Annotated in this window: 11 protein-coding genes; 6 read left to right on the top strand and 5 right to left on the bottom strand. The window is 68.7% G+C overall.

The genetic code is table 11. The annotated features are described in order from the left end of the window. Positions 1–9 precede the first annotated feature (9 nt). On the bottom strand, positions 10–1,335 hold the full coding sequence (locus tag ACFWZ3_RS06170) for a multidrug effflux MFS transporter (RefSeq protein WP_439706857.1): 1,326 nt from the start codon (positions 1,333–1,335) through the stop codon (positions 10–12). Positions 1,336–1,376: 41 nt separating this feature from the next. On the opposite strand from ACFWZ3_RS06170, the gene ACFWZ3_RS06175 reads away from it, so the two are divergent. From ACFWZ3_RS06175 to ACFWZ3_RS06185, 3 genes are all read left to right on the top strand, one after another. Continuing rightward, positions 1,377–2,933: an MFS transporter gene (locus tag ACFWZ3_RS06175; protein WP_439706858.1), complete on the top strand. Its 1,557-nt coding sequence runs from the start codon at positions 1,377–1,379 to the stop codon at positions 2,931–2,933. 246 nt (positions 2,934–3,179) lie between these two features. Beyond that, a complete protein-coding gene (locus tag ACFWZ3_RS06180) occupies positions 3,180–3,956 on the top strand; it encodes a TenA family transcriptional regulator (RefSeq protein ID WP_439706859.1) in 777 nt (258 codons plus the stop codon). 77 nt (positions 3,957–4,033) lie between these two features. After that, complete coding sequence (locus ACFWZ3_RS06185; RefSeq protein WP_439706860.1) at positions 4,034–6,766, top strand: putative bifunctional diguanylate cyclase/phosphodiesterase; 2,733 nt, start codon at positions 4,034–4,036, stop codon at positions 6,764–6,766. Positions 6,767–6,910: 144 nt separating this feature from the next. On the opposite strand, the gene msrA is transcribed toward ACFWZ3_RS06185, so the two are convergent. From msrA to ACFWZ3_RS06205, 4 genes are all read right to left on the bottom strand, one after another. Next, the gene (gene msrA, locus ACFWZ3_RS06190; RefSeq protein ID WP_439706861.1) at positions 6,911–7,612 is read right to left on the bottom strand and encodes a peptide-methionine (S)-S-oxide reductase MsrA; all 702 of its coding nucleotides are present in this window, start codon (positions 7,610–7,612) and stop codon (positions 6,911–6,913) included. A gap of 120 nt (positions 7,613–7,732) precedes the next feature. Beyond that, entirely contained in the window at positions 7,733–7,945 is a 213-nt protein-coding gene (locus tag ACFWZ3_RS06195) for an RNA-binding S4 domain-containing protein (RefSeq protein ID WP_209623335.1), read from the bottom strand. 100 nt (positions 7,946–8,045) lie between these two features. Beyond that, positions 8,046–8,429, bottom strand: coding sequence for a PRC-barrel domain-containing protein (locus ACFWZ3_RS06200; protein WP_439706862.1), 384 nt, complete (start codon positions 8,427–8,429; stop codon positions 8,046–8,048). A gap of 102 nt (positions 8,430–8,531) precedes the next feature. Beyond that, positions 8,532–9,368 carry a DUF72 domain-containing protein gene (locus tag ACFWZ3_RS06205; RefSeq protein ID WP_439706863.1) on the bottom strand — a complete coding sequence of 279 codons (837 nt, stop codon included), beginning with the start codon at positions 9,366–9,368 and terminating at the stop codon, positions 8,532–8,534. A gap of 138 nt (positions 9,369–9,506) precedes the next feature. On the opposite strand from ACFWZ3_RS06205, the gene ACFWZ3_RS06210 reads away from it, so the two are divergent. The 3 genes from ACFWZ3_RS06210 (at position 9,507) to ACFWZ3_RS06220 (ending at position 14,036) form a co-directional block, all read left to right on the top strand. Then, positions 9,507–10,490, top strand: coding sequence for a TolB family protein (locus ACFWZ3_RS06210; protein ID WP_439706864.1), 984 nt, complete (start codon positions 9,507–9,509; stop codon positions 10,488–10,490). A 71-nt stretch (positions 10,491–10,561) separates the two neighbouring features. Further along, positions 10,562–12,244, top strand: coding sequence for a serine hydrolase (locus ACFWZ3_RS06215; RefSeq protein WP_439706865.1), 1,683 nt, complete (start codon positions 10,562–10,564; stop codon positions 12,242–12,244). Between the two features lie 160 nt (positions 12,245–12,404). Beyond that, positions 12,405–14,036, top strand: a complete 1,632-nt coding sequence (locus ACFWZ3_RS06220; protein WP_439706866.1) for an alpha/beta hydrolase — start codon at positions 12,405–12,407, stop codon at positions 14,034–14,036. Positions 14,037–14,178: the final 142 nt, after the last annotated feature.

The following is a 14,178-nucleotide window of genomic DNA, read 5'->3' on the forward strand; positions in this document are numbered from 1 at the left end:
TGGACCCGTTCAACCCTGCCGCTCGCGCAGCACGTACACGCCCAACACCAGCGCCGCGGCGAGGGTGAGCGCCAGGAACACGATCGGGATGTCCAGCACCGTGCCCTGGTGCAGCACGCTCATCGCCACCGTGCCCAAGGCCGCCACGCCCATCCGCACGAAGCCCAGCAGCGAGGCGGCATTGCCGGCGGTTCGGTGGAACGGCGCCATCGCCCGGGCGGTCGCCACCGGTACCAGCAGGCCGACGCCGGCGAAGCACACGCTGATGGGCAGCAGGAAGGCGGCCAGGCTGCCGCCGGCGCCGACCCGCAGCGCCACGCCCAGCAGGGCAAGCGAGCCTGCGAGCAGGATGGCCAGACCACTCGCCAGGATCATCGCGGGGGCCAGCCGCGGCGTCAGCAGCACGCAGGCGCCCGCCCCGGCGACGAAGGCCACCAGGATCGAAGCGGCGACGATGGCGATCGCGCCGCTGCCCTCGTGCAGCACGTTGATCACCAGATCCGGCGCCCCGATCAGCGCGGTATAGACCACGCCGACGGCGCAACCGCCGAGCAGGGCGAAGATCACGAAGCGGGGCGTCCCCAGGATGTGCCGCCAGGTGCGCCACAGGTGGCGCGGGCGGATCGCGCGCGGGTCCGGATCCGGATGCGTTTCGGGCAACCAGCGCCACACCGAAAACCACAGCAACGCGCCGAGCGCGGCCAGCACGGCGAAATTGGCGCGCCAGTCGAACACGCGCACCAGGTACGCACCGGCCACCGGCCCGATCGCGGGCGCCAGGGCGAACGCCGCGTTCAACTTGGCATAGATGCGCTGCCTCCGCTCGGCCGGAAACGCATCGCGCACCGCCGCATCGGCGACCACGCTGCCGGCACTCGCGCCCAACCCCTGGATCAGCCGGCTGCCCAGAAGCGGCCAGATCGCAAAGCTGACCAGGCTGAGCAGAAATCCGGCCGTCAGCACGGCCGTGCCGCCCAGCATCACCCGGCGACGGCCGAAGCGGTCGGCCAGCGGTCCGTAGACCAGCTGGCTGATCGCCGAGCCCGCCAGATAGAACGTCATGCTCAGCTGCACCATGCCGTAGTCGGCGGACAGCGCCTGCGCAATGGCCGGCATCGCCGGCGTGTATTCGGTATCGCCGAAAGGCGCCAGCGCCATCATGAAGGCCAGCAGGGCCAGCGCCGGCTGCGGTACCTGCGTGCTTCCGCGTCTCACCGTTGACGCGCCGTTGGCGGCATAGGTGCCGGAATCGGCCGGTTGCAGGACATGCGGCAGAACTCGCGCCGGGTTGGGCGGCCACCATTGACGCTCGCCCGAGAATGTTCCGTGAGGCACGCGATGGGTCGTCCGCCTGCGCAACCCACAGGAATCACGGCATGGCCCCATCCCACAGCGACGCGCGTGCCGCCGCGCCGGCAGGCTGGCTGCGGCGGTGGTTGCGCCGGGATATCGAGCGTCCACTGGAGGATCTGGCCGGCGGACACGCGCGACTGAAGGTGATCGTGCTGCTGGCCTGCGTGCTGTCGCTGGACGCCGCCGACAAGGCGACCGTGGGTGCGGTCGCCGCGCCGATGGAAACGGCGCTGCATATCGGCAACCTCCAGGTCGGCTGGCTGGTGACCGCCTCGACTGCGGTCGCCGCGGTGGTGACGCTGCCGTTCGGCGCGCTGGTCGACCGCGTGCGGCGCGTGCGCCTGCTGGCGATCGCGCTGGTGGTCTGGTCGGCGACCATGCTGGTGAGCGGGCTGTCGGTGTCCTACCCGATGCTGCTGCTCAGCCGCCTGGCGCTGGGCGTGGTCGCCTCGGCCGCGTCGCCGGCGGTCACCTCGCTGACCGGCGATTTCTTCCGGCCCGGGGAGCGCGGGCGCATCTTCGGCTACGTGCTGGCGGGTGAGTTGCTCGGTGTGGCGTTCGGCTTCCTGATCTGCGGCAACCTGGCGGCCTGGCTGTCCTGGCGCGCCTCGTTCCTCGTGCTGGCGGTGCTGGGGTTCGGGCTGGCGGTGGTGCTGTGGCGCTGCCTGCCCGAACCCTCGCGCGGCGGGCAAAGCCGCATCCCGGTCGGTGCCCGCCGCGTGCCCACGGCGGACGCCTCCGGCGCGGTCGGGGTCGACCACGCGGCCCGCAGTGGTTCGCTGCGGCGGGTGATCCGCTGGCGCGGCGTGCGTCCCCGTCATGCGCTGATGACAATGAACCCGGCGACCGCCTCGCTTTGGCGTGCCGTGCGCTACGTGCTCGCCGTACCGACCTACCGCACGCTGATCGCCGCCTCGGCGCTGGGCTACTTCTACTTCACCGGCTTGCGCACCTTCGCCATCGTGTTCATGCGCGGGCGCTTCGATCTCAGCCAGTCGACGGGGAGCAGCCTGGCGGTGCTGCTCGGGCTGGGCGCGATCGTCGGCGTGTTGCTGGCCGGCCGCCAGGGCGACCGGCTGATCGACCGCGGTCGCCTGACCGGACGCGTGCTGGTGGCGGCAGGGGCCTACCTGCTGGCAACGGCCGCCTTCCTGCCAGGGTTGCTGCTCGACACGCTGTGGCTGGCCGCGCCGTGCTTCTTCCTCGCGGCGGCCGGCATCGGCGGAGCCAACCCCGCGGTGGATGCCGCGCGCCTGGACGTGATGCCCTCGGCGCTGTGGGGCCGGGCCGAGGGTGTGCGGGCGACCTTCCGGTTTGCGCTGGAGGCCATCGCGCCGCCCCTGTTCGGCTACGTGTCCGCCCACCTGGCCGGTCACGCGCAGGCCGGCAGCGAGGCGGCCAGCGCCGCCGCCGGCGGCGTGGCCACGGCCCGCCTGGGTGCCGCGGGGCTCGGCCACACCTTCCTGGCGATGCTGGCGCCACTGGCGGTTGCCGGCCTGCTGCTCTTGCTGCGCACCACCCGCACCTACGCGCGCGATGTCGCTTCGGCGCTGGCCGCCGAGCAGCGCACGCGCCATTGATTTCCCGACCGCGCACACTGCATTGACGCAAGCGCCGGCGTTCGGCGCGAAGATGGGAGCGTTGCCAGCGTTGAATCCTTCTCGGGCGTGAACAGCCCATCCAGGGCGTGTGCGCATTCCCCATCCATGAGACAGCCGATCGGAACCATGACTTTCCCTGGCGCGCTGCGAGCCAGGGAAACGGGCGCCCTTGTGGGGGTGGTCCGAATCGAATGCCTCGCAGCACACCCCGAGAGGAGCAACGCAATGAACCATCGTTTCGAACGGACCGGTCCCCTGACCGACATCTCCAGCTATCCGCAGTGGGCACAGGACATGGTTGGCGCCTGCGAGGAAACCAAGCAGAGCGTGATCCGCCATGAGTTGTGGAACCGGATGCGCGAGGTGCGCCTCAGCCGCCAGGGCACCCGCGACTTCATGGCCGGCATCTGGCCGGTGATCGAGCGCTTTCCCGCCTACATGGCGCGCAACCTGCTCAAGACCCAGTACGGCCGCAGCCCGGGCGACAACATGGCCCGGCGCTGGCTGGTGCGCAACATCCGCGTCGAGCAGAACCACGCCGACCACTGGCTCAACTGGGCCGAAGGTGCTGGCGTGCCGCGCTGGGACGTCCTGTATGGCGCGCGCGCGCAGGGTTCCCAAGTGCTGGCGGACTGGTGCGAGGAGGTCAGCGAGCATGACAGCCTGGCCGCCGGCATCGTGGCCACCAACTATGCGGTCGAAGGTGCCACCGGCGAGTGGTCGCAGCTGATCTATGACAGCGCCAGCTATGCCCAGAGCCTGCCCGCCGACAAGCGCATCCAGAGCCTGCGCTGGCTGCAGCTGCACGCCGCCTACGACGACACGCATCCGTGGGAGGCGCTGGAAATCGTCTGTACCCTCAAGGGAACAGCGCCGGCTGCCGATGAAGTGGACCACCTCACCGAGTGCGTCAAGCGCAGCTACGTCGGCATGCGGATTCTGGCCGACCGCTGCATCGCGCAGCCAAACGTTTACGGAACCGTGAACGAGGCAGCGGCTTGATAGCGCATGAAAGGTGAACAATCCCCCGTAGAATTACGCGGGTCAGTCACAGGATAAGGGACCAGATGCCTGCTGCCGTGCCTAGCTTGCACTCACTGCCCCGGCGCCTGCTGCCGTTGGCCTGGGGACTGGCGGCCGTCATCGGGCTGATCCTGGCCTTCACCTGGGGCGCATTGAAGGTGCAGGTGGCTCTCGCCGGTTTCCTCAACGGCGAGAGCATCTGGTCCAAGGCGCAGAAGCAGGCGGTCATCGACCTGCGCAACTACGCCGCCAGCGGCAGCCCGGCCGACCTGGCCGCCTACCGCCGCAATTACGACATCCTGCGCATCGATCGCTGGACGCGCGACACGGTAGCCACCGGCAACTACGACCGCCAGGCGGTGGCCGATGCGCTGGTGCGGGTCAACACCATGCAGTCGGCCGTACCGGGCGTGATCTTCATGCTCGACCACTTCGCCTCCGGGCCGTACATGAAGCAGGCGCTCGCGGCGTGGCGCTCGGTCGACGATCAGGTCGCCGAGCTGGACACGATCGCCCACGAGCTGGAGGCGTCCCACGCGCGCGGCACGATGGACCGGGCCAGCATCGCGCGCCAGCAGGCGCGCATCCGCGCGTTGAACGATTACATCGAGCCGCGCGCCAAGGTGTTCTCGCAGGAAGTGGCGCACGGCGCGGTCTGGATGGGACGGGTGCTGTACTCGACCATCTTCGGCGCAACCTGCCTGGCCACGCTGCTGTGGCTGTGGATGGCGCGGCGCGTGCTGGCCAACATGCGCGGTACGGAAGAACGTTACCGGCTGCTGTTCGATCGTGCGCCGGACGCGATCGTCATGGTGGACGAGCAGGGCGGCCATATCCTGGACGCCAACTACAAGACGACCGAATGGACCGGCCGCGGGCAGCAGGAACTGATCGGCATGCCGTTCGCCGCGCTGTTCGAACGCGGCCAGCCGGGCGGGGAAGGCATCACCCAGGGCGCCCTGCGCAATGGCGAAGGCTCGTCCCGGCCGGTGGAAACGCAGAGCAGCCTGGTCCGCTGGGGCGAGCGCCAGGTGCGCCAGGCGATCGTCCGCGACATTTCCGAACGCATCAGCCTCGAGCAGGAACGGCGCATCGCCGCGGAGGCGCTGGCCAGCATCGCCGAGGGCGTGATCATCGCCGATGCCGAGCGCCGGGTGCTCTCCATCAATGCGGCGCACGTGGCCATCACCGGCCTGTCGCTGCAGGACATGCTGGGCCGCCGCTTCGACGAAACCCGCTGCCTGCCCGACGACAGCCCGATGCCGCCGTCGGTATGGGAAACCCTGGAAGCCGGCGGCAACTGGCTGGGCGAGGTGCACAGCCAGCGCGCCGATGGCAGCGTCTATCCCGAACTGCTCAGCATCAGCGTCATCCGCGATTCGGAAGACCGTGTGCAGCAGTACGTGGCGGTGTTCACCAACATCAGCACGACAAAGGCGAACCAGCGCCGGCTGGAGCACCTGGCCACCCACGACCCGTTGACCGGCCTGGCCAACCGCGCCGAGTTCGAGCGCCAGTGCGCGCAGGCGATCCACACCGCCGACCGTGAACACGGCGCCGTGGCGGTACTGTTCATCGACCTGGATGCTTTCAAGGTGGTCAACGACAGCTACAGCCACGCCATCGGCGACCGGCTGCTGGTGCACGTGGCCGAGCGCATCAGCCGCGACCTGGGCGAGCACGACGTGGCCGGCCGCATCGGCGGCGACGAGTTCACCGTGCTGATCGGCCGGCTGGTCTCGCGTGAACAGGCCAGCGCGTTGGCACAACGCCTGTTGAGCGTGCTTGGCGAAGCGATGAAGGTCGGCGACTACGAGGTGGCGCTGAGCGCGAGCATCGGTATCGCCGGCTACCCGCTGGACGGCAGCGATCCGGTGACGCTGATCGCCAACGCCGATGCGGCCATGTACGCGGCCAAGACGCAGGAGCGCAACACCTACCGCTTCTACTCGCCGATGATGCAGGCCGACGCACGCAAGCGCCTGGCGCTGGCGGCCGAGCTGCGCCAGGCGCTCGCCCGCGGCGAGTTCCGGCTGGTCTACCAACCCAGCGTGGACCTGCGCAACGGCAAGGTGGTGGCGGTCGAGGCGCTGCTGCGCTGGCGCCATCCATCGCGCGGCGAGGTATCGCCGGCCGAGTTCATTCCGATGGCCGAGAAGCTCGGCCTGATCCGCCACGTCGACGAATGGGTGCTGCAGGCGGTCGCCCGCCAGATGCGCCGGTGGGACGAGGAAGGCCTGCCGCCGATCCGCGTGGCGGTGAACATTTCCGCAGGGTCGTACGGCGCCCCGCACTTCGTCGAGGACGTGCGCCGCTGGCTGGTGGCCGAGCAGGTCGCGCCGCCGCGCCTGCTGCTGGAGATCACCGAAGGCGCGATCCTGCGCCTGGGCGACGAGATGGAGCGCACCATGAACGCCCTGCATGCGCTGGGCGTGGGCGTGGCGATCGACGACTTCGGTACCGGCTACTCCTCGATGGCCTACCTCAAACTGCCGGCGATCGCCTTCCTCAAGATCGACAAGAGCTTCGTTGACGGCTTGCCGGGCAGTTCGAATGACGCGGCCATCGTCGAAGCGATGCTCGCGCTGTCCAAGCGGCTTGGCCTGTGCGCCATCGCCGAAGGTATCGAGACCGAAGCGCAGCACGAGTTCCTGTTGCGCGCCGGCTGCACCGAAGGCCAGGGCTACCTGTATGCGCGGGCACTCGAAGTGCAGGAGATCGAACGCATGCTGCGTCCCGGCCAACGCCCGGGGTCGGCCAAACTGCGGCTGGTGCCGCCGATCCGCTGATCTAACGCACCCGTAGGTTTTTTGATTGGCGACGGGAACCGGAGTCGACGCCAACCGGCCGTAGGGTGGGCTTCAGCCCACCGGCCCGGGTGTACGGAAGATCGGTGGGCTGAAGCCCGCCCTACGGGGATCGTCTCGCTACGGTCAGTGCAGGCGCACCTGGACCATCTGTTCCCGCGGGCGATACAGCGTAGGCAGCCACTGTTTGAGGTGGGTCACCTTGGGCGCGTCGTTGTAGACGATGTAGGCGTTGTCCGGGTGCTGCGCCGCGAAGTTCTGGTGGTACGCCTCGGCGGTGTAGAAGCCCTTCAGCGGCACGACCTGGGTGACGATCGGCGCGGCGAACGCGTGCGCGGTTGTGAGCTGGGCGATATAGGCCTGCGCGACCCGCTGCTGCGCGGGCGTGGCGTAGAAGATCGCCGACCGGTACTGACTGCCGACATCCGGCCCCTGGCGGTTGAGCTGGGTGGGGTCGTTGACGACCGAGAAGAACACCTTCAGTAGTTGGCCGTAACTGACCTTGGCCGGATCGTAGACCACCTTGACCGATTCGGCGTGCCCGGTGTCGCCGTCGCTGACCCGCTCGTAGGTGGCCGTGTCGGCAGCGCCGCCGGCATAGCCGGACCAAGCCTCGCGCACGCCGCGGACGTGGTCGAACACCGCCTCGACGCCCCAGAAGCAGCCCCCGGCGAACACCGCGACCTGCTCGCCGGGGCGGGTCGGCGCCGGGTCGAATCGCGGATCGGGCAGGTGGGCCACGCCATCGGCGGTGGCCGGTCCGGACGCGCTGCAGCCGGCCAGCACGGCGACGGCCAGGGGGATCAGGGAGAACCATCGGGTGGACATGCGGTTACCTCGAGGCGAAGTCGCGAGGAGCTTTACGGGCGCATGCCCCGATGGGATGCACCGTGCTCTCAGGGGATTCGCCGGCCGCGGTCGTCCGGTTACGTCGGGCCGCGCGTTACGTCAGGCCACATGGATTTCCACGTCGCCCAGGCTCACCGTCTGGCCTGCGTGGATCTTGCAGGTCTTGCGCAGCTCCTGCTGTCCATCGACGTAAACCTCGCCGCTGGCGACCAGCATCTTGCCAGCGCCGCCGCTGTCGCAGAGCCCGACGAGCTTGAGCAGCTGGTTGAGCTCGACATGATCGCGATCGAGCTGGAAGGTAAGCGTCTGCATGGCTGGCGTTGGGCTGGCTGGCGGGGCAGGCAGTGTATCGGGAGCGCATGCGACGAGGGCGCCGCGATGCGACGCCCTCGGGCAATTCAGGCCTGCTACCTCAGTGGTAGTAGCTGCTGATGCGGTTGGTGAAGGTGGTATCGGCAAAATCGGGCCAATTGTCCTGGTCGAACCCCGGCGCATCCTTCAGTCGGTCCTTGGACACGTCCAGCACCAGGCAATGGTTGGCGGTATCCAGACGCATGGCATTCCACGGCACCGCGAACAGCTTGTCGCCCATGCCGAGCCAGCCGCCGAAAGACAACACGGCATACTGGATCGTGCCGCTGGCGGTATCGATCATCAGGTCCTTGATCTCGCCCAGATCCTCGCCCGAGGCGTTGCGCACGTTCTCGCCGTTGAGCGTGCTGGAGGCCAGTACCGGGCCCGTACCCATGCCGCGGTTGGGGTTGGTCGAGTTGTAGCCGGTCGATTGGATGGTCATGGCGAATCTCCTTGGGCGGTGAGGGAAATCGTCGTCGTCGCGACGTCTTCCAGCCTGCCTCAAGCGCCGTGATGCGCGGGGCAAACGACCGTAAACATCCCCTCAGTCCGCTCGTCGGTGCGCGTCGATGCGGGCCTGCAACGCCATAGCAGCCGCGGGGTTGCGCTCCTTTGCGCTGCTGATGAAAAAGATGAACACATCTCGCGGCGCGCCATCCGGTTGGGGTGTGCTGGCATGCGGCAGCCCGGCCGTGTCCTTGCCCTGCGCCCAGGCGCTTGCCTGCTCGGCCAAGCCATCCAGCGCCGCGGACGGATAGCCGTCCGGTTCGTCGGCCGCGCTGCGCATCAGGCGCGCGTAGACGAAATCACCGGTGAGGTCGGCGAACGAGGGGTACTTCGTTGCGTCGGTGAACACCGTGGGTACGCCATGCGCGCGGGCGAGCTCCACGTAGCCCTCGCTTGCGAAGCTCGGGTGGCGCACCTCCAGCACGTGGCGCAGCGGCCGGCCGTCGAGTTCGCGCGGCAGCGCGTCCAGGAAGCCGGCGATGTCGTCTCTGTCGAATGGCCGCGACGGGCCCAGCTGCCAGTTGATCGGTCCCAACCGGTCGCCCATTTCGGCGATGCCACCGAACACGAAAGCTTCGATGCCCTTGCCGGCGGTGGCGAGTTTCCGGCTCTCGACCACGTAACGCGGCGCCTTCAGCGCGAACACGAAGCCTTCGGGCGTTTCGGCCGCCCATTTGGCGTAGGTGGCCGGCTTCTGCGCGCCATAGAAGGTGCCGTTGATCTCGATCGCGCGCAGATGGCGGCTGGCGTATTCCAGTTCGCGCCGCTGCACCAGGCCGGCGGGGTAGAAGTTGTTGCGCCAGGGGGCATAGGTCCAGCCGCCGATGCCGACGCGGATCGGCGCGACGGGCGATGGGGGGCGAGTCGGTGTCATGGCGTGCTCCTGCGGCGGGCGCCCATCGTCCCACGCCGCCGTGGTCGTTCGCGTGAGCGCGTGACTTGCGGCACACGCGCCGCTTTGACGGGGCGCGTATCAGTGACGTGCTTCCCCCTCCCGCTACAAGGATCGAGCATGTCCCGAGTGACCGGTCGTGCGCTGGCCGCCTTTGTCGTCTGCGGCCTGGCTCCCCTCGGCCTTCGCGCCGAATCTGCCCATCAACCTGAAGTGTTCGCGCCGGGCGTCATCTCCGGCCCGGCCGCCGAAGACTCGGCCGCCTTCACGCCCAACGGCACGGCCGTTTTCTTCGATCGCATCCGCTGGCCCAACGCCGCCATCCTGGTAGCGCACCGCACCGCAACGGGCTGGTCCTCGCCCGAGGTCGCTCCGTTTTCCGGCCGCTGGCTCGATCACGATCCGGCGATGGCGCCGGACGGCTCTTTCCTTGTCTTCAGTTCCAATCGCCCGGACCGGCCGGGCGGCAAACCGCTCGATGCGGTCATGGCCAACGGCAAGGTCGCGCCGGGTTCCGGCGGGCATCTGTGGCGCGTCGACCGCAAGGGCGAGGGCTGGGCCGAACCGGTGCGCCTGCCCGACGCGGTCAACGCCAGCAGCCGCACGTACGCGCCGAGCGTAGCGGCGGACGGCAGCGTGTATTTCCAGGCGCCGGGCGCGGACGGCGATTTCCGCCTCTACCGCTCGCAGTACCGCGGCGGCACCTACCAGCCGCCGGTGGGAGTGAAGCTTGGCAAGGCGGCGGCGCACAAACTCGATCCAGCCATCGCGCCGGACGAGTCGTTCATCGTGTTCGACGCCAACTACGCGGACAAGGACCAGCCTGACCGGCTCTACATTGCCTTCCGCGAAGGCGATCACTGGGGCGCGCCGATCGACCTGGGCGACGAGGTGAACAAGGCCTCGCCCTGGGGCTCGCACCTGGGCGCCGATCACCGCACGCTGTATTTCTCCAGCACGCGGGGCGTGCGCGTGCACTACCCGCGCAGCGAAGCGCAGGGACGCCAGGACGTGGCGCGCATGGAGGCCTGGGACAACGGCCTGGACAACCTCTGGTCGATCTCCCTGGCGCCCTGGATCGAGGCCCACGCACGAGGCGGCTGAGCGGACGCGGCAGGCTGGCGCCGTGCCGGTTTTGCCGCGATAGTGGGGCGTTCTCAATGCGGAGCCTTTCGATGACCCAGCCTGTTTTCTCCATCCGCCTGGCCGCGGCCTGCGCGCTGGTGTTCGCCGCCACCGGCGCACTGGCGCAGATGCCCGCACAGCACCCGCTGCCGCCGCCGGTCTCCACCGGCGACACCGCGCGCCCGATGCTGCCGCCGCAGCTGGCCGATTTCGGCGCCTACGTCGACAGCGCGCGCAAGACCTTCGACGTACCGGGCATCGCCGTGGCGATCGTCAAGGATGGGCACGTGGTGATGGAGCAGGGCTTCGGCCTGCGCGAGCTGGGCAAGGGCGACAAGGTCGACGCGAACACGCTGTTCGCGATCGCTTCCAACACCAAGGCGTTCACTGCCGCGGCGCTGCAGCAACTGGCCGAGGCCGGCAAGCTGGACATGGACGACCGGGTGATCGAGCACCTGCCGTGGTTCCGCATGTCCGACGCCTACGTGACCCACGAGATGCGCATCCGTGACCTGCTGGCGCACCGCAGCGGCCTGTCGCTGGGCGCGGGCGACCTGCTGTACTGGCCGCCGACCGACTACACCACCAGGGATGTCGTCGAACGCCTGGCCAAGGTGCCGATCAAGAACAGCTTCCGCGCCGGCTATGCCTACGACAACATCCTGTTTGCGGTGGCCACGCTGGTGATCGAGCAGGCCTCCGGCCAGAGCTACGCCGACTACGTGCGCGAGCACATCTTCAAGCCGGTGGGTATGGACGAGTCGCTGATCGACAAGACCTACCTCAAGAGCGGGATGGATGTCGCCACTGGCCACGCCAAGGCCGACTTCAAGGACCTCAAGCCCGTGCCCCCCATGGCCTGGCTCAACGACCCGGGTGCCGGCGGCATCTACTCGAGCGTGCACGATCTGGCCAAGTGGATGAACGTGCAGCTGGCCGGCGGCGCGTTGCCGACCACCGGCGCCGACGGCAAGCCGAAGCGCCTGTTCTCCGAGGACAGCCAGCACCAGATGTGGTCGATGCTCACGCCCATCGAGATCCACAAGGCGCAGGTCCCCGAGCTGGCCTCGCTCACGCCCGACTTCTTCGGTTACGGCGAGAGCTGGTTCCTGTCCGACTACCAGGGCAGGAAGCTGGTGTGGCACACCGGCGGCTGGCCGGGCATGGTCTCGCGCGTCACGCTGGTGCCTGAACTCAAGCTCGGCGTGGTGGTATTGACCAACGCCGAGTCCGGCGCCGCCTTCAACGCGGTCACCTACCGCGTGCTCGATGCCTACCTCAACCCGGGCAAGAAGACCGACTGGGTCGCCGTGTACGACAAGGCGGTGAAGAAGGCGCAGGCCAAGGCCGACGACAGCATGGCCAAGCACGAGGCCGCGCGTGACAAGGACAGCAAGCCTTCGCTGCCACTGGCCGGTTACGCGGGCACCTACCGCGATCCGTGGTACGGCGACGTCGTCGTCAGCCGCGAAGGCGGCAAGCTGCGCATGCGCTTCAGCCATACGCCGCAGCTCGTCGGCACCATGACACCCTGGCAGCACGACACCTTCACCGTGCGCTGGGACGACCGCACGCTCAACGCCGATGCCTTCGTCACCTTCGCGCTGGATGAGGATGGCCACGTGCGCGAGGCGCGCATGGAGCCGATCTCGCCGCTGACCGACTTCAGCTTCGACTTCCAGGATCTGCGCCTGGCGCCGGTGGAGAAGGGCGGTGAGGCGTCGGACGATTGAACCTTAAGGGGCCGGGCGAACGGCCCTTTTTTGAATCACTGACCGGTTTTGTAGGAGCGGCCTTGGGCGCGACCGGATGCTGATCATCACGGCGTAGCCAAGCATGGCAGTCGCGCCCAAGGGCGCTCCTACAAGAGGTCTCACCTCAGGAGCCTTTGCCATGTTGAACCCCGTTCGCGGCGCACTGGCGCTGCTGTTCACCGGCCTGTTGGTCACCGGCGCCTGCGCCCGCGAGGCGGCGCCGGCAACGCATCAATTCTTCCAGGTCAACCTGCCCACGTCGGCGGACAAGCCGACGGCCGGGCGGTTGCTGTTGTTCGCCGCTGAAGCGAAAACCGCCCGGGCTGCCACCAAGGATGGCAAGGTCACCGAGGTGGAGAGCAGCCCGTTCGCGCCAAGGGACACCGCGGTGGCCGCCCGCGAGGTCGAGCGCCTGGCGCCCGGGGATGGGGTGCTGCTGGATGCCGACGACCAGGCCTTTCCTTCGGCCTTCTCGAAGCTGCCGCCGGGCGACTATCTGGTGCAGGCCGTGCTGGACACCCAGCACGACTACAACTACCACGGGCGCAACGGTGGCGACCTGGTGAGCCCGGTGGTCGAGGTGCATCTGCCCAGCGCCGCCGCCCCCACGCTGGCCTTGACCGAAACGCTGCCCACGCCCGCGCTGTGGGATCTGCCCGAGCGCTACCTGAGCGACACGACCAGGAAATACCTGGCTCAGGCGCGCAAGCAGGTGCAGCCGATCGACTTCGTCAGCCCCGCGCTCAGCGGCTTCTGGGGGCGGCCGATCCACATGCGTGGCTGGGTCGTGCTGCCGCCGGGCTACGACGCTTCGGCCAAAACCACGTACCCGACCGTGTTCCAGACCCATGGCTACGGCGGCGACCTGCACACGCAGGCGGGCACCGCGGCGATGGTGTTCGGTGCGACGGCCGAGAAGCAGCTGCCGCCGATGATCTGGGTGGTGCTCGACGAATCCAGCCCCACCGGCACCCACGAGTTCGCCGACTCGGTGAACAACGGCCCCTGGGGGCAGGCGCTCACCACCGAGCTGATCCCGGCGCTGGAGGGCAAGTACCGCATGGATGCGCGTCCCTCGGGCCGCTTCCTCACCGGCCACTCTTCGGGTGGCTGGGCGACGCTGTGGCTGCAGACGCGGTACCCGAAGGTATTTGGCGGCACCTGGTCGACCTCGCCCGACCCGAGCGACTTCCACGACTTTACCGGCGTCGACCTGTACGCCCCGCACGCCAACGTCTACCACCGCGCCGACGGCGCGCCGTATCCGCTGGTGCGCGACAAGGGCAAGGTGCTGGCCACCTACGAGACCTTCGCCCGGCTGGAGCGCGTGCTCGGACCCTACGGCGGGCAGATGGCGTCGTTCGAATGGGTCTTCTCGCCGCGTGGCGCGGACGGGCGGCCCGTGCCGATGTTCGACCGGGACACGGGTGCGGTCGATCCGGCGGTGGTCGCCTATTGGGGCGAGCACTACGACATCGCCCGCCGCCTGAAGGCGCACTGGCCGGAACTCAAGCCCGACCTGGACGGTAAGATCCACCTTACCGTCGGTACCGCGGACACGTTCTATCTCGACGGTGCCGCGCACAAGCTCAAGGCCGTGCTCGATGGCCTAGGGGCCAGGTCCGAGTTTCACTTCCTGCCCGGCCGCACCCACATGGACCTGTACGTGCAGGGCAAGGACCGCCAGGGCCTGCTCAAGCAGATGGCATGGGAGATGTACGCGGTGGCGCGGCCGCAGTCGGAACTCAAGCGCGTTGCAGCGAACCCGTAGCGCGCAATGGCCCTCTCTCCGCTTGAGGGAGAGGGCTGGAGTGAGGGGTACAAGGCCAGCCTCGAGTGTCGAAGGGGCCACTGTAGGAGCGCACCCTGTGCGCGACCGCCCACACCCCCCGCGCGCCCACCGTGCCCACCGC

Origin of the sequence: Frateuria sp. GZRR35, from assembly GCF_051900415.1 — a bacterium.
In the GTDB taxonomy this organism is placed as follows: domain Bacteria; phylum Pseudomonadota; class Gammaproteobacteria; order Xanthomonadales; family Rhodanobacteraceae; genus Frateuria_A.